The sequence below is a fragment of the Nocardia sp. NPDC046473 genome (assembly GCF_040645995.1).
Lineage (GTDB): Bacteria > Actinomycetota > Actinomycetes > Mycobacteriales > Mycobacteriaceae > Nocardia.
In genome coordinates this window covers 64,065-77,965 of sequence record NZ_JBEYZJ010000015.1, presented here as the reverse complement: position 1 = coordinate 77,965, position 13,901 = coordinate 64,065, and the positions used below count along the sequence as shown (strand labels likewise).

8 protein-coding genes are annotated in these 13,901 nt (G+C 61.7%); 6 read left to right on the top strand and 2 right to left on the bottom strand.

What is annotated here, in order from left to right; genetic code table 11:
* Positions 1–36 precede the first annotated feature (36 nt).
* Positions 37–1,080 carry a methyltransferase gene (locus ABZ942_RS41760; RefSeq protein ID WP_357391811.1) on the top strand — a complete coding sequence of 348 codons (1,044 nt, stop codon included), beginning with the start codon at positions 37–39 and terminating at the stop codon, positions 1,078–1,080.
* A gap of 109 nt (positions 1,081–1,189) precedes the next feature.
* On the opposite strand, the gene ABZ942_RS41755 is transcribed toward ABZ942_RS41760, so the two are convergent.
* Positions 1,190–2,503 carry an MFS transporter gene (locus ABZ942_RS41755; protein WP_357391810.1) on the bottom strand — a complete coding sequence of 438 codons (1,314 nt, stop codon included), beginning with the start codon at positions 2,501–2,503 and terminating at the stop codon, positions 1,190–1,192.
* Positions 2,500–3,870, bottom strand: a complete 1,371-nt coding sequence (locus ABZ942_RS41750; RefSeq protein WP_357391809.1) for an MBL fold metallo-hydrolase — start codon at positions 3,868–3,870, stop codon at positions 2,500–2,502. Before ABZ942_RS41750 ends, ABZ942_RS41755 begins: the two co-directional genes overlap by 4 nt.
* Positions 3,871–4,011: 141 nt before the next feature.
* Here ABZ942_RS41750 and ABZ942_RS41745 point away from each other — a divergent pair, with 141 nt between their 5' ends.
* The 5 genes from ABZ942_RS41745 to ABZ942_RS41725 all read left to right on the top strand — a co-directional run bounded on the left by ABZ942_RS41745 (position 4,012) and on the right by ABZ942_RS41725 (position 13,895).
* Entirely contained in the window at positions 4,012–4,686 is a 675-nt protein-coding gene (locus tag ABZ942_RS41745; RefSeq protein ID WP_357391808.1) for a metalloregulator ArsR/SmtB family transcription factor, read from the top strand.
* Positions 4,683–5,882: a cysteine desulfurase family protein gene (locus ABZ942_RS41740; protein WP_357391807.1), complete on the top strand. Its 1,200-nt coding sequence runs from the start codon at positions 4,683–4,685 to the stop codon at positions 5,880–5,882. Before ABZ942_RS41745 ends, ABZ942_RS41740 begins: the two co-directional genes overlap by 4 nt.
* Positions 5,883–7,294: 1,412 nt before the next feature.
* Positions 7,295–8,341 (top strand): ParB/RepB/Spo0J family partition protein, encoded by a 1,047-nt coding sequence (locus tag ABZ942_RS41735; RefSeq protein ID WP_357391806.1) that lies wholly within the window; start codon positions 7,295–7,297, stop codon positions 8,339–8,341.
* A 644-nt stretch (positions 8,342–8,985) separates the two neighbouring features.
* A complete protein-coding gene (locus ABZ942_RS41730; RefSeq protein WP_357391805.1) occupies positions 8,986–11,157 on the top strand; it encodes a VCBS repeat-containing protein in 2,172 nt (723 codons plus the stop codon).
* Positions 11,157–13,895, top strand: coding sequence for a cyclic nucleotide-binding domain-containing protein (locus tag ABZ942_RS41725; protein ID WP_357391804.1), 2,739 nt, complete (start codon positions 11,157–11,159; stop codon positions 13,893–13,895). The genes ABZ942_RS41730 and ABZ942_RS41725 overlap by 1 nt, the downstream gene beginning before the upstream one ends.
* Positions 13,896–13,901: the final 6 nt, after the last annotated feature.

The following is a 13,901-nucleotide window of genomic DNA, read 5'->3' as shown; positions in this document are numbered from 1 at the left end:
GCATCGACGGCGGTTCAGGCAGTAGGAGGTAGGACGATGACTTCAGTACAACGTGGCGCGGTGGCGCTGACGCCGACCGGTTTGATGGAGATTGCAACCAGTTTCTGGCGGGCAAAGACGTTAGCGGCCGCAGTCGAGTTGGGAATATTCACGCTGCTCGCTCGGACCGGTCCGCTGACTTCAGCAGAGATCGCACACGAGGCTGGGATAAAGATGCGCCCGGCCGACATGTTCTTGGCCTCGTGCGCTTCATTGGGCTTGCTCGTCGAGGAAGATGGTCAGTACGACAACTCCGCGACCGCAGCACAATTTCTGGTAGACGGCGGCGCGGACTACTTCGGAGGCTTTGTCCGTTTCTGTGACGTGCGTGAGTACCCTGCCTGGGATCGTCTGGTCGAGGCCTTGCGGACAGATCGACCGATGACGTGGGACCCTGCCGTGCAGGACTCACCGTTCGCCCGGGAGGACCGGGTCATGACCGAGATGTTCTGGGAAGCGCTTCATGTCGCAGCCACTTACACGGCCCGCTGCCTGGCGGGCACCTATGATTTCAGCGCGCATCACCGCCTTCTTGATGTCGGCGGCGGATCAGGCGCGTTCCTGATCGAACTCTGCCGGAGAAATCCGGCGCTGCGTGGAACACTGTACGAATTGGATCACGTCTGTGCCGACGCTGCGACTCGGATCACGAGTGCCGGACTCGCCAACCAAATCAGTACCGTAGCAGGGGATTTCATCGCAGAACCTACCCTTCCAGAAGAGCATGACGTGATTCTGATCAGCGGGGTACTGCACAACTGGGATCCAGAGACCAATCGCGCATTGGTCCGTAAGAGCTACGACGCCCTTTGTCCAAGCGGCGTGCTCTTGGTCTGTGAGCTGATGCTCGATTCTCGGCGTGCAGGACCAGCCGACGCTGCGTTGATGGGTCTGAACATGGTGATCGAAACCACCGCGGGGAAGAATTACTCCGAGACCGAGTATCGCGAATGGGTGGCAGCGTGCGGGTTCGAAGGTATTGAAATACGCCGACTCGACGGCCCAGGAGCCAACGCTGTCCTCGTTGCCCGGCGGCCCTGACTCGCGCGGACCGGATGCGAGGAGGCATCCTCGCCGAATTCCGTTGATGTCGATCTATGGTCGACCCGTCAGTTTCCGCTGGGACGGCGGCCTGCTCGCGGTGGAGCGGTCAGCTCGCGTCGCCATCGAGTCGCGAACGCGTGCGCGGTTCGTGGTGCGGTGGATGGGTTTCGTACATCCGGACCGCCACCAGTAGCGCGGCCGCCGCGCTGACTGTCGCGGCCGACCAGACTGCGGCGTGCAGACCCATGAAGTCGGCGACAACACCCCCGAGGACAGCGCCGACGGCATAGCCGAGGTCGCGCCAGACACGGTAGACCCCGACTGCGCGGCCGCGCCACATCGGATGGGCGACATCACCGATCACCGCGAGCAACGTCGGGTAGACCATTGCGGTGCCGCAGCCGAGCAGCACGGCTCCGACTGCCCACCCGCCGAACCCACGCGAATACGCGATCACCGAGAGAGCCCCCGCCTGGATCGCCATCCCGCCGACGATCAGATATTTGCGACCGATTCTGTCGGACAGTCCCCCGGTGAGCAGCTGCCCGGCACCCCAGACGCCGGGATACAGAGCGAATAGGAGGCCGATCTGGCCGACGGAGAGCTCTGCGGTCGAGAACAATAACGGGAACAATCCCCACGACAGACCAAAGTTGAGGTTGTTGACCAGCCCGGCGTGGCTCGCCGCGGACAGAGCGGGTTCTTGCAGGCTGGTCTGGAGGGCGATCTGGCGATCCGTCAGCTCGGCATGCAGGTGGTCGTGGACTCCGCTGGCACATGGTTGGTAGTGGCCGGCCTCCAGCCGTGCGTAGTCGCGGGTGTCGCGGATGAAAATCCCAGACAAGGCCAATGCCAGTGCGGCGTAGGCAAACCCGAGCAGGAACGGGGCCGGGCGAAGCCCGTACCGTTCAGCGAGGTACCCGGCGAGCAGAGAGCTAACCGCCACCGCGCCGTATCCGGCTGCTTCGTTGAGCCCCATGGCCAGTCCGCGGCGAGTGGGACCGACGAGGTCGATCTTCATCACCACCGTGGTCGACCAGGTCAAGCCTTGATTGATGCCAAGTAGCACGTTGGCTGCGACGACCCATCCCCAGTTGGGTGCGGCGATCAGCATCAGCGGTACCGGCAGCGCGAACAGCCAACCCACCAGCAGGACCGGTTTGCGGCCGTAACTGTCGGAGAACGTGCCCGCGAAGTAGTTCGCGATCGCCTTCGTTACCCCGAAGGCGGCGACATAGGTAAATATGAAGGTGTAGCCGGTGAGGCCGAATTCGGATCGGGCGAGCAGTGGCAGCACTGTTTGCTGCTGACCGACCATGCCACCGACCAGCGCGTTGACCGCGACGAGCAAGATGAATTGGGACGCGTTCTCCCGAAGGCCTAGTACCAGCGCCGATCGGTGCGAACGCGGCAGCTTCACCGTAGGGTTTGCAACTCCTCTCCGCGGACGCGGGCGTAGTCGGCCGGGTGCCCGGCCAGTACTCGTATATCTGTTCTGCCAGCGGCTTCGAGGATGCTCGCGGCACCCATCGCCCGTTCGCCGTGCCCGCACATCACTACCACCGGACCGTCCGGCAACTCGATGAGGCTGTGTGCGAGCGTGCCGAGTTCGATGTGGCGGGCGCCGGGCACGTGACCGGTGGCGAACTCACCGGCTTGCCGGATGTCGAGAATGGTTACTGGCGTGTCGGTTTTGAGTTGCTCGGCCTCGACCAATTCCACTGTCTCGGAGCCGACCGGACCGGTCCATTCGTCCATTCCGCCGCCGAGTTCCCCCGCAACAGTGTCGAACCCGACTTTGGCTGTCTCCCAAACGATGTCGATGGGGTTCTGATTCGCGGCGCGGACTATGACCAGTGGTCGATTCGAGTCGGTGAGCCAACCCAGCCACGTGGCGAACACGGGACGCAAGGTGATGGACAGAGCACCGGGTATGTGCGCGTCTGCGAAATCGGCGGCCTCGCGTACGTCGACGATCTGCGCACCATCGGCGACCAACTTCTGGACCTCGTCGGTGGTCAACGATGCGAGCCCGCCGGCCTCGCCCAAAATCGCGGGCCCGCTGCGATTGACCTCACCCAGCCGCAAGAAGTAGTCGGGGAACGTCCCCAGCGAGCCCAGAAGGGCTTCCACGAACGCGTCTTCACTGCCGACTTGCAGCAGCGGATTAGTGGCACGCTCCTTACCGATTGTGCTCACCCGGTCGCCACCCACCCCCGAGGAGCAGAACGACCCCGCACCGTGGGTTGGCCAGACCGGGGTGTCGTCGGGCAGTTCCATCAGCAGCTGCAAGGAGTGGTACTGGGCGCGTGCCAGCGGAACGGTCTGCTCCGGGCTGACCAGGTCGGTGCGTCCGGCAGTGCCGACCATCAACGACCCGCCGGTGAAAACGCCCAGCAGTTGATCGCCTTCGTACAGGAGATACGACAGGTGCTCAGGGGAATGGCCAGGGGTCGCCAGGGCCTGCAGCGTGAACGAACCAACGGCGATGCGCTGCCCATCGTTCATACCTGTCACCGCGAATCCGCGCGGACCGACCTCGGGGGCCAGCACCGTAGCGCCGTCGGTATCGGCCAGTTCACGAACTCCGGAGATGAAATCCGCGTGCATGTGGGTTTCGACGGCGTAGGCGATCCGCAGGCCGTGGCGGCGCGCTTCGGCGAGCACTTGCCGGACGTCGCGTTCGGGATCGAGGACCAGGGCTTGACCGTCGCCGAGGTCGAGCAGGTAGGTCGAGTTACCCAGACCCTCGTCGATGACAGGTACCAGCGTGAGATCGGACGGCATCGCAGAACTCCCCTGTGATCTGTTCAAGCGAAGTGCTATTCCAATAAATCATGGAATATGAGTACAGTAAGCCATGCGGTTCCGGCTATCAACTGGGTCGGGGGCGAGATGTGCTATGGCACGGCGTTTTTGGAGGCGATGATGGGTGGTGACGAGCCCTCCGCGAAAGCGGCTCTCTACGAAGCGTTCGCCGCCAGCGGCAAGGCACTCTCGAGCGGCAAACGGCTCCTACTGCTAGATCTGCTGGCCCAAGGCGAGCGGACAGTGGAGGCGCTGGCCGTCGCGGCGGGGTTGAACCTCACCACTGCATCGGCGCATCTGCAGACTCTCAAACAGGCTGGTTTTGTCGTGACCCGTCGCGAGGGCGTGCGGATCCACTACCGGCTTGCCGGCCCGGATGTGGCGCAACTGTTCGCGTTGCTGCGTAAGGTCGCCGAAGCCCATCAGCGTGCCGTCCTCCCGGCGCGTGCCAACTACCTCGGACTCGAGGGTGGGCAAGAAATGACGCGTGAAGACCTGCTCACCCGCGGTGCGGGCGGTGACGTCGTCATTCTCGATGTGCGCCCGGTACTCGAGTACCACGCTGGCCATATTCCCGGGGCAATCTGCATTCCCGTCGACCAGTTGGGTGAGCGTATCGGTGAACTCCCCGGCGACGCCGAGGTAGTGGTGTACTGCCGCGGCGAGTACTGCGTGATGGCCTATGACGCGGTCCGCCTGCTCAATGGTCGGGGTCGGCGCGCGATCCGGCTCCGTGACGGCATGCTGGAGTGGCGGCTCGCTGAACTTCCTGTCGCGGTAGCCGAGCTGATATGACCAAAACCCTGGCAACGCATCCGGTCTATCTGGACTACAACGCCACCACCCCGGTCGATTCTCGCGTTCTCGAAGCGATGCTGCCTTATCTCACCGAGGCATTCGGGAACCCGTCGAGCGACCACACGTACGGTCGTCGACCAGCAGCCGCGCTCGGCGCTGCGCGCTTTCAGGTCGCGAAGTTGATCGGCGCCGCAGCACGGGAGATCGTTTTCACCGGCTCCGGTTCGGAAGCCAACCTGCTGGCGCTGCGCGGCGTTGTCCTGGCTCCCGGGCGTCCCATTGCCCATCTCATCACTCAGGCCACCGAGCACCCGGCGGTGCTGGCGACCTGTCGTGCGCTATCTCGACTGCACGGTGTGCGCCTCACTGTTCTGCCTGTCGAATCCGATGGGCGGCTGGACCCCGCCAGGCTCGCGGCCGCACTCGACGGGCGGCCGGCACTGGTATCGGTGATGGCCGCCAACAACGAAACGGGTGTGCTCCAGCCTATTTCCGAGCTGGCCGAGTTGGCCCATCGCCGCAGCGCACTGTTGCACTGCGACGCCGCCCAAGCCGCGGGCAAAATCGACCTGGATACTGCGGCACTGGGAGTGGATTTGCTCACCGTGGTCGGCCACAAGATGTACGCGCCGAAAGGAATCGGCGCGCTCTACGTGCGCGAAGGCATTGGCCTCGAACCTGTCATCTACGGTGGCGGCCAAGAACACCAGCTGCGTGCAGGCACCGAAAATGTCGCGTTCGCCGTCGGATTCGGGGTCGCGGCCGAATTGGTTGCCGCAGATCTTGCCAACGGGACGCCCACCCGCCTCGCTCGGCTGCGCGACCAGCTGTATCAACAACTCTCTGATGCGCTTCCCCGTCGAGTTCACCTCAATGGCAGTGCGGAGCATCGGCTACCCAACATACTGAACATCAGTATCGACGGCGGGCGTGGCCACGAAATCCTCGCTGCCGCACCGCAGATCGCCGCGTCCACCGGATCGGCCTGTCACACCGGAACATTCAGTCCTTCGCCGGCGCTGACCGCGATGGGCATCGAGGAGGAACGGGCACTGGGAGCGATAAGGCTGTCGTTGGGACGTATGAGCACCTCCGAAGACATCCAGGTCGCGGTCGCCGCGCTGACCGCGGCGGCGGCCGAATGTGAAGGGGCCACTGCCCGCCGGAGCGTCACTACGCCAGGAGAACCATGACCAACACCGCCTCCCCGCATGAACTGTCGTCTCGTCGCGTGGGCGCTGCAGACCAGCGAGGTTCTCAGGGTGCGATTGTTCGAGCCGCATATTGCTCGGACCGGTCGTCAGTTGGTCAGCGAATCGAGCGATTTCTATAAAAGCAGTATTGCAGGCGGACCGTGGACAGCGCGGAAGTAGAGCATTGGGTGGACAATAAGATTTGCCAGTGTGAGAGGCCGCAGGTCGAATTCTGATGTCAGGCGGAAACTCGGCGACACCGTCATCGTCGATCGTATAGTTCGCCGAAATCAGCTGTCGGCGTGGTGTTTCACATCGCTAAGCGGTAGTGGCTGTTCGGGCGTGATTTCCCGAGGTGGTGTTGTTCTTTGTGGCATGCGGCCCTTGCCGGCAGTCGAGCAGGGCGCGATGAACCGGTTGGCGAGCGACGTAGCGCGGCAAAGTAAGTCACGTCGATGGCGCGGCACGACCAACACGATTGATGAACCGTCTCGGCACAAACCGCCCGGTCGAGTTAAAATGCGACTACCATCCAAGCCGGAGCCAGTAGCCGTAGATACAGGTAACTGTGTGCCCACGGAACTGGGGGCTCAGCAGCCCTCAGGAGCTTGAGTCGCAGATTCGGAATGGGAGAAACCCGATGCAGTTAGTCGATCACTCTCGCGCCTGCAGGGCCGCCGAGTCCGTTGTGATGGTGTGGGTCGAGTTCGCAGAACTCGACTCCGCTGGATCCGGGGATATCGGTCTGCATAGCGAACTGCTACCGCCGAAACTGGTCATCGGCCTGAGATCGCCCAGCGGTGCGCTCCTGTTGTAAGGGAGTCGCAGAACCCGTGGTCAAGGGCAGATCCGGCAGCGGACCCGCCCTCCTCTCCCGAGTGTGAGTAGAGAGCTCCTGCTGTTTGTGGTGCACACTATCCAACTCTGTCCGGACGAATAGGTCGAGAGGATAGACCGCGTGCACAATTTGATTGTTCAATGCGGTTGATTGAAAGCTCCGAGTTGTATTCATTGGACGCTGCGCGCGGTCTACGTCCACTTTTATGATGATTAGCGAGCGGCTCCCTCTTGACATATTGGAAAAAACTTGCTTCAGTCGAGGGTTTTCAGGTTGATGGCCATTGAATTCGTAAGGTGCATGCTAAGATTCGGTTGACCTTTCAATCGGAAACGTGATAGTCGGGGGAGTCCGGCGTGTAAAGAGGTGCAAATCCCGCTCTAATTACCCAAGCCAGCATAACGAATGTTCGGGCCAGTTTATAACCGATGCTCAAATGTAAGCGCATGCTAACCCTACGGATATTTACATTCGATCTTGTCAATATAAAAGATCTTGCCTTGAATCGGATTCGCCAGTCAGGTTAGTGGAGCTCTTGTTATATCGCCCGAACTGGTGAGGGGGAAGGTGAAAGATGAAGCAGCATTCAGGCTCCTTGGAGACCAATTCTACCGAATTAGTAGAAGACCCGCGTAGTTATTCGCCGAGCAGAATCGAAACCCTGCTGGTGCCGATTGAATCGTTACATCCGGCCGACTCGCCTCGCTTCAATGGCATCAATGAGGACTATTGCCGTTGCCTTTCGGAGGTCGAGACAGCGACGCCGCCTATTCTGGTGCATCGTCGAACCATGCGAGTGATCGACGGAATGCACCGGCTATACGCCGCCAAACTTGTCGGGGCGAAGACAATCCAGGTGCGATTCTTCGACGGCGATGAGTCGGAAGCGTTCATCTGGGCTGTCAGGGAGAACAACGCACACGGCCTGCCCCTCTCGCTGGGCGAGCGAGTGGCAGCGGCCCGCCGGATCATCGAGTCCTCACCGCAACTGTCCAACCGAGCGATCGCCGGCTACGTCGGGCTGTCCGACAAAACCGTGGGTGCAGTCCGTAGCCATCGATCAACCTCGGAACATTCGCAGTTGAGCAGCCGTATCGGCGCCGATGGAAAGGTTCGGCCGCTGGACCCTGAGATGGGACGGAAGCGAGCTGCGGAGATACTTCAACAGCGCCCGAACGCGTCGCTCCGTGAGATTGCGGTAGGCGCCGGGATCTCGGTGGGCACTGCACATGACGTCCGTAAGAGGATCCGCAACGGCGAGAGCCCGATCCCGTCGCAACGGCGACGGGATGAGGCCGATGATCGAACGCCCTCGCCAACCGACGAGGTCTCCAATGCCTCCCCGGCACGTAAGCATGTGTCCAGAGAAGCCATGCCAGAGGAGATCGATCTATCTATTCTGCAGCGGCTCGCAAAGGACCCGTCCTTGCGTCACTCCGAGAGTGGGCGAGAGCTCTTGCGATTCCTGAATGCATATGTTGTGCGTGACAACCCGATGAAGCAGGCAAGGACGGTGCCACCGCACTGCGTTGAGTCGGTGATCCAGTTAGCTCGTCAGTGCAGCAACGCATGGCTACGGTTCGCCCATGACGTCGAAGCAGCCAACAAGATAGCCCGTTGAGCCACTCCGGAAACTTCTGGAGGCTTATCGGTTCGAGGATTAAACGCTTGCCCAGTTATTTTAGGGCACTGTGACGAGGTAGACGGCTCGACCCTGATCGAAGGTCTGAGAAGGCGAATATTGGCTGAATTATCTGCTATCCGACTTCCGCTATGCTCAGATAATCTCACGGGAGCAACCTTAGAGCGAATATACCATGCAGGGCTACTTCAATCAGTCCAGGAGCCCGCTTCGCCGGTGCTGTCATGATGACGTGTGCTGCGTAAACGCGGATGCTCAGTAAATAATTGGCAACACTGTGTCGATATCAAGATAACTTGCTTCGGCACCGAGGTGATTCTGCGCGTTCCACGTGAGTTCCCGGACATCAGTGCAGGCCTGGGTACATGTCCCGCATGGCAGCGATGTGAGGCGATTATACGGCTTTATAGTGCGGTCGAGAAGGGAGTCTCTCCGGTGCGGATCATCAATTGACTACAGCGTGCGGAGCGCGGTACCGTCCGATCGGCTCAATTTGAAAAGTATGGGGTGTAGAGAATCGAAATATCCCGCTCTCATAGGTAGTTCTTGCTCCCCGGTATTCATCCCGGGTGGCGATGAGGCAAGGGCTCTCGATATAGAGCCTGCAGGCGTATGGAGGCGCAATGACTTTGAAAGTCGGGCACAGCTGGGCGAGCGTGATGACAGCTGTCGCAGTTGTTATTTTCGTCGGTTTCGTGCCGAGACCGGCGATCGCTGCGACCGCGGGGGTGACATTCACCGATATCACTCCGGGGTCGAGCCTCAGTGATTATCGGCGGGCGCCCTCACCGGCGGAGTTCGCCCGACGCGAGGGGAACCGCCAACGCCCCATGTCCAACGACGCGGACTTCGTTGCCGAGCCAGTGCACGACCGGGGCCTGCCCGGCGTGGTTCTTTTCGACTACGACAACGACGGCGACTCCGACATCTTCGTAACCAATGGCCCCGGCAGGCCCAAAAGCCTCTATCGCAACGACCTGCAGGGCGGACATTCGACCTTTGTCGACGTCGGGTCGGCCGCAGGCGTCGGACTCACGGCCATGGACGCCAACGGCGCATGTGCCGGAGACATCGACAACGACGGAAACATGGACCTCTACGTGCTCGGACGCAATCAGCCGAATCATCTGATGAAGAACCTGGGCAATGGAACTTTCCAAGACATTACGGACTCGAGCAACACCGGCCTGGGCAATCTGAACCATACGAGCTGCACGATGGGGGACTTCGACAACGACGGTCTGCTCGACATCGCGATCGCCAACACGTTTCCCATGACGGATGGGCTGGCTATCGTCGGCGCACCGTACGGCTTGACACAGCAGAACCAGCTGCTGCACAACATCGGCGGGTCGACGTTTGTGGATGCTTCGGCCAGCTCGGGCTTCGACATGATCAAGCTTCAAGGAGTCGCGCCGGTCCCACTGGGGGACATCTCGTGGGCGATCAGTGCTGTCGACCTCGACCAGGACGGTCATCTGGACCTTGTCGTCGCCAACGATCAAGGCGCGTTCTTCATGAACAAGTACGGCGGCATCGACCGCGGTTTCAACCGCGTCTATCGCAATGACGGCACCGGACATTTCCAGGATGTGACATACGAGGTCGGACTTGCGGAACCGGGGGCGTGGATGGGACTTGCGTTCGGAGACTTCAACTTCGACGGCACGATCGATTTCTTCTCCACCAACTTCGGCGACTACGTGATGATGAATCCACCGGTGCCGATCGTGACCCAGGACCTGGGCGACTGGTCCAGCCGCTGGCTGCTGCAGAAGCCGGACGGCACGTTCGTCGATCCGCGCAGGTCATCAGTCCGCAATCCCGTTGCGACTGCGGCAGATCCGAGTCTAGGTGGACTGAACGCGACGCCGTTCGGTTGGGGCGTCTCGGCGTTCGACTACGACAACGACGGTTCCACCGACATCGTCTATCACGGCTCACTCGACGCCTTGTCCGTTGTGACGGCGGACAACCCGGGGACCCTGTTGCACAACGAAGGCCCGCAGGCCATGCGCAATGGCTTCTTTCCGTCCTTCACCTCCGATGATGCGTTCACCCGGTCGGGTGCCGACCATCGGCATCGGACGGTACTCGGGGTCGCGGTCGCCGACCTGGATCACAACGGCTTCGACGACGTTGTCTCCGTAGGCTCGTCCGTGAACGTGGGGGACCTCACGCCGTATCACGATGTCGAGCAGTTCAATTTCAACTCACCGTTCGATGATGCGAAGTTCCTCGAGGTCTACGCGCCTTTCGGCGGCGGACGGCGCAACACCGTGCTCTACACGCCGACCGGTAAGCACACGGAGGACGGCGACCTGGTTGTCGAGATGAACAACGGCGGCAATGGAAACCGCTCGGCCGCGGTCCGCACGGTCGGAAGCATCGGGTTGACGGACGGGGCGCGAGTCAACCGGAGCGGTATCGGCGCGGTCGTCAAGTTCACCCCGGCTGGCGGCACCACCGCGATCAGACCGGTGATCGCAGGGTCGAGCTTTGCTTCCCAAGACGAGCTGGAGGGCACCTTCGGTATGGGCCACGCGGCTACCGCAGTTGTAGACGTGCTCTGGCCGGGTGGCGCACGAAACAAGCTCTACGACGTGAAGCCCGGAGAGCGCATCACATTCCCCGAGATCCCGTGCAGCTACGCCGATTCGACTATATCGGTGGATCAATACCGGGCGTGCGTCAGTAAATCCGTCAGCGATTTGAGCGCAAGTGGTCAAGTGACCCAGCAGCAAGGCGATCGCCTCCTCAGCAGCGCGCTGCGGGCATTCGACGAGGCCCACTGATGATGGACGGTACGGGTGACGGAATGCAGGAATCCCATGTCGTGCGGTTTGCCGCGGTGTTTCCCCGCCTCGTCGCCGGATTGACACAGACCGAGACGGAACGCCTACTGGCCGCAGGGCGTTGGGAACAGTTCGACGCCGGCCGGGCTCTGACCCTCCAAAAGCACCCAGGTAGTGATCTCTACCTGCTGCTGAGCGGGACCGTCGACGTGGTCGTGCAGACAGGTGGCCGCGCACAACGCAGGCAAACGGTCGGGCCCGGAGAGTGCGTCGGCGCTGCTGACGTAGTAGACCCCGGCCCGTCCGAGGCCACTGCCCTTACCGCGACCCCGTGCGGAGCTATCCGCTTGTCGCACAACATGTTGAAGGCATTGACCGAGACCGATCCACCACTGGCGAAAGCACTGCTCGACTACCTCGGAACGGAGCTCAGAGAGCTCAAATATCAGCAGATTGCTCTGTTCACGGGGCTCTCCGGAACGCGCCCGCCGACTGACAGCAGTGATCGAAGAGAAGACGGAGGCTTGCGTAAATCCGTCGACGGTAGTCCGATCGGGCCTGCTGACGCTGAAAGAGCCCGGTCACTTCTCGTCGGCTCCGATGAATTCGACCCGACCCTCGCCCCGGAGCTCGCGGCTTTGATCGGTGCTTTCCAGGTGCAGACCGTCGGGGGCGGTCGGGCCCTGGCCGACAGCGACAACCACGAAGCGGCGGCCTGGCTCGTGCTCGATGGGGAGTTGGTTGCGATGTACCGAGAGCGTGAAGTCGGCCGATATCTGCCAGGAGATTGGGTCGTGGCAGCCAACACGGATTCCGGCTTTGCGGCAGAACTGACTGTCCGCGCATTGTTCCCGAGTACGGTTGCGCGACTAGGTGATTCGACGCGCAGATCAATGAGAGAGTCTTCGGGTGCGTTGCCTATCCAGTTGCGGCGGGTCTTGATTCGGCAGTTGGCACGCGAGTTCAGGCAAGTGTGCAGCAGAGTGCGCGGTCAGCTTGTCGGAGGGGAGCGCGCCGTCGACGCACGCCAGGGCAATGCGATCGAGGACGTCGACGTCGTGGTGGTCGGCGGGGGACCGATTGGTCTGGCGTATGCGATTTGGCTCAAGCGTGCGCGCCCGGAGACACGCATCGTGGTGATCGACCGGCGGCTGCGTCCCGGATACAAGGTCGGCGAGAGCGCCTTGTCGACGACTGTCCGCAGCCTGCGCTCGCTCGGCCTATCGCAAACGATGCTGCGCCGACTCTTCGCGAACAAGCTCGGACTCGCGTTCTGGTGGGTTGGTCCGGATCAGCAAAAGCCATCCACGCACATCGATGTCATCGAAATCGAGGAGACGTTCCAGGTCGAGCGCCGCGTCCTGGAGACGGCCCTGTTGCAGTGCGCGACGCGGATGGGTATCGATGTCCGCACCGGCTGGCGAGTGGACGTCACTCGAAGTGCCATCGAGGTGCCACGAAGCACGCTCGTCTGTCGTACGGCCGACGGCGACCACACCATGACGACCTCGATTGTGTGTGACGCCAGCGGGATCGCCTCGGTGATCCCGCGGTCTCTGGGCCAGGGCCGTAAGCCTCGGGACACCATCGACGCGAACACATACTTCGGCTATTTCAAACGGGTGTCACACCCAGATCTCGACCACTGGGACATCGCCGCGACCCGGCACCTTTGCTTCCCAGAAGGCTGGTGGTGGTTCATCACCGTGTGCAGCTGGGACACGATGCCGGACGACGCGCTGAACGACATGGTCGGCGCGATGCTCGATGAACTGCCTGCCGAGGATGGCGACAGCGTCCCGACCCGTGCCGAGTTCGCCGAGCGATTCGGCGGCGAGACCGAGGAGATCGTCAGCATCGGGGTGGTGGTCCGTAACGACCGCGACCACAGCAAACACCTCAACCCACAGGATCGATTCGACTACTGGGTCAACCGCTACCCCGGCGTCGATCACGTACTCCGCCACTATCAACGGGTCGAGAATCCTTACGGAAAGAGCCGTCCCTTCCTCAGCTTCCAGAACATGGTGCATGACCTCGAGTCCGCCGCGGGGGACGGTTGGCTCGCGATCGGGGACTCAGCTTTCTTCGTCAACCCGCTGTTCTCTCCAGGACTCAACTTCGGTTCTGGCACTGCGTATATGGCCGTACAAGCAACCATCCGAGCGCTGGACACCGACGACGCCGGCCAGGCCAGTTTCGAAACGTACGAACACTACCGTCGCACGATCAGCACAGCGCTGTTTCGCGAAAACGAGATGCTCTACCGCAGCTTCCGCTCGGCGCGCTCGTTCGAACGCGCGCTGATGCTGAAATTCTTCTTCGGTATCACGGACATCCTCCCGAGAGGTGACTACTCGCCGTCGGATCCCTATGTGTACAACCTGCTCGATCCGCGTTTCTCGCGGACAGTTCAACAGGTCGTCGACATCATGCGCGACGGGGAAGAGCGAGGCGAAGACCCGGACGTCACAGGAGAAAGGGTGGCGAGTGTGGTCGATGAACTCGTTGACTCCCTTCGCGACCTGGACGTCGTCCGCGACGCGCACATCGGCCGCTACTTCACGCACTACACCGATGATCTGCACCGAGTCGACAACCGGGATCGTGGTCGTGGTGATTTTCGGACGTGGCGGTGTACCGGCTGCCGTTCCTTCGTCGACGAGATGTTCCGGTTCTGTCTCGTATGCGGAGCGCCGGGCCCGGTGTCGACAACGACTGCTATGACACAGAACTGAGCAACC

Bases quoted from the DNA above. Each gene is read 5' to 3' on its own strand.
- ABZ942_RS41760 (WP_357391811.1), top strand. From the start codon at position 37: ATGACTTCAGTACAACGTGGCGCGGTGGCGCTGACGCCGACCGGTTTG.
- ABZ942_RS41750 (WP_357391809.1), bottom strand. From the start codon at position 3,870: ATGCCGTCCGATCTCACGCTGGTACCTGTCATCGACGAGGGTCTGGGT.
- ABZ942_RS41745 (WP_357391808.1), top strand. From the start codon at position 4,012: ATGGGTGGTGACGAGCCCTCCGCGAAAGCGGCTCTCTACGAAGCGTTC.
- ABZ942_RS41740 (WP_357391807.1), top strand. From the start codon at position 4,683: ATGACCAAAACCCTGGCAACGCATCCGGTCTATCTGGACTACAACGCC.
- ABZ942_RS41735 (WP_357391806.1), top strand. From the start codon at position 7,295: ATGAAGCAGCATTCAGGCTCCTTGGAGACCAATTCTACCGAATTAGTA.
- ABZ942_RS41730 (WP_357391805.1), top strand. From the start codon at position 8,986: ATGACTTTGAAAGTCGGGCACAGCTGGGCGAGCGTGATGACAGCTGTC.
- ABZ942_RS41725 (WP_357391804.1), top strand. From the start codon at position 11,157: ATGATGGACGGTACGGGTGACGGAATGCAGGAATCCCATGTCGTGCGG.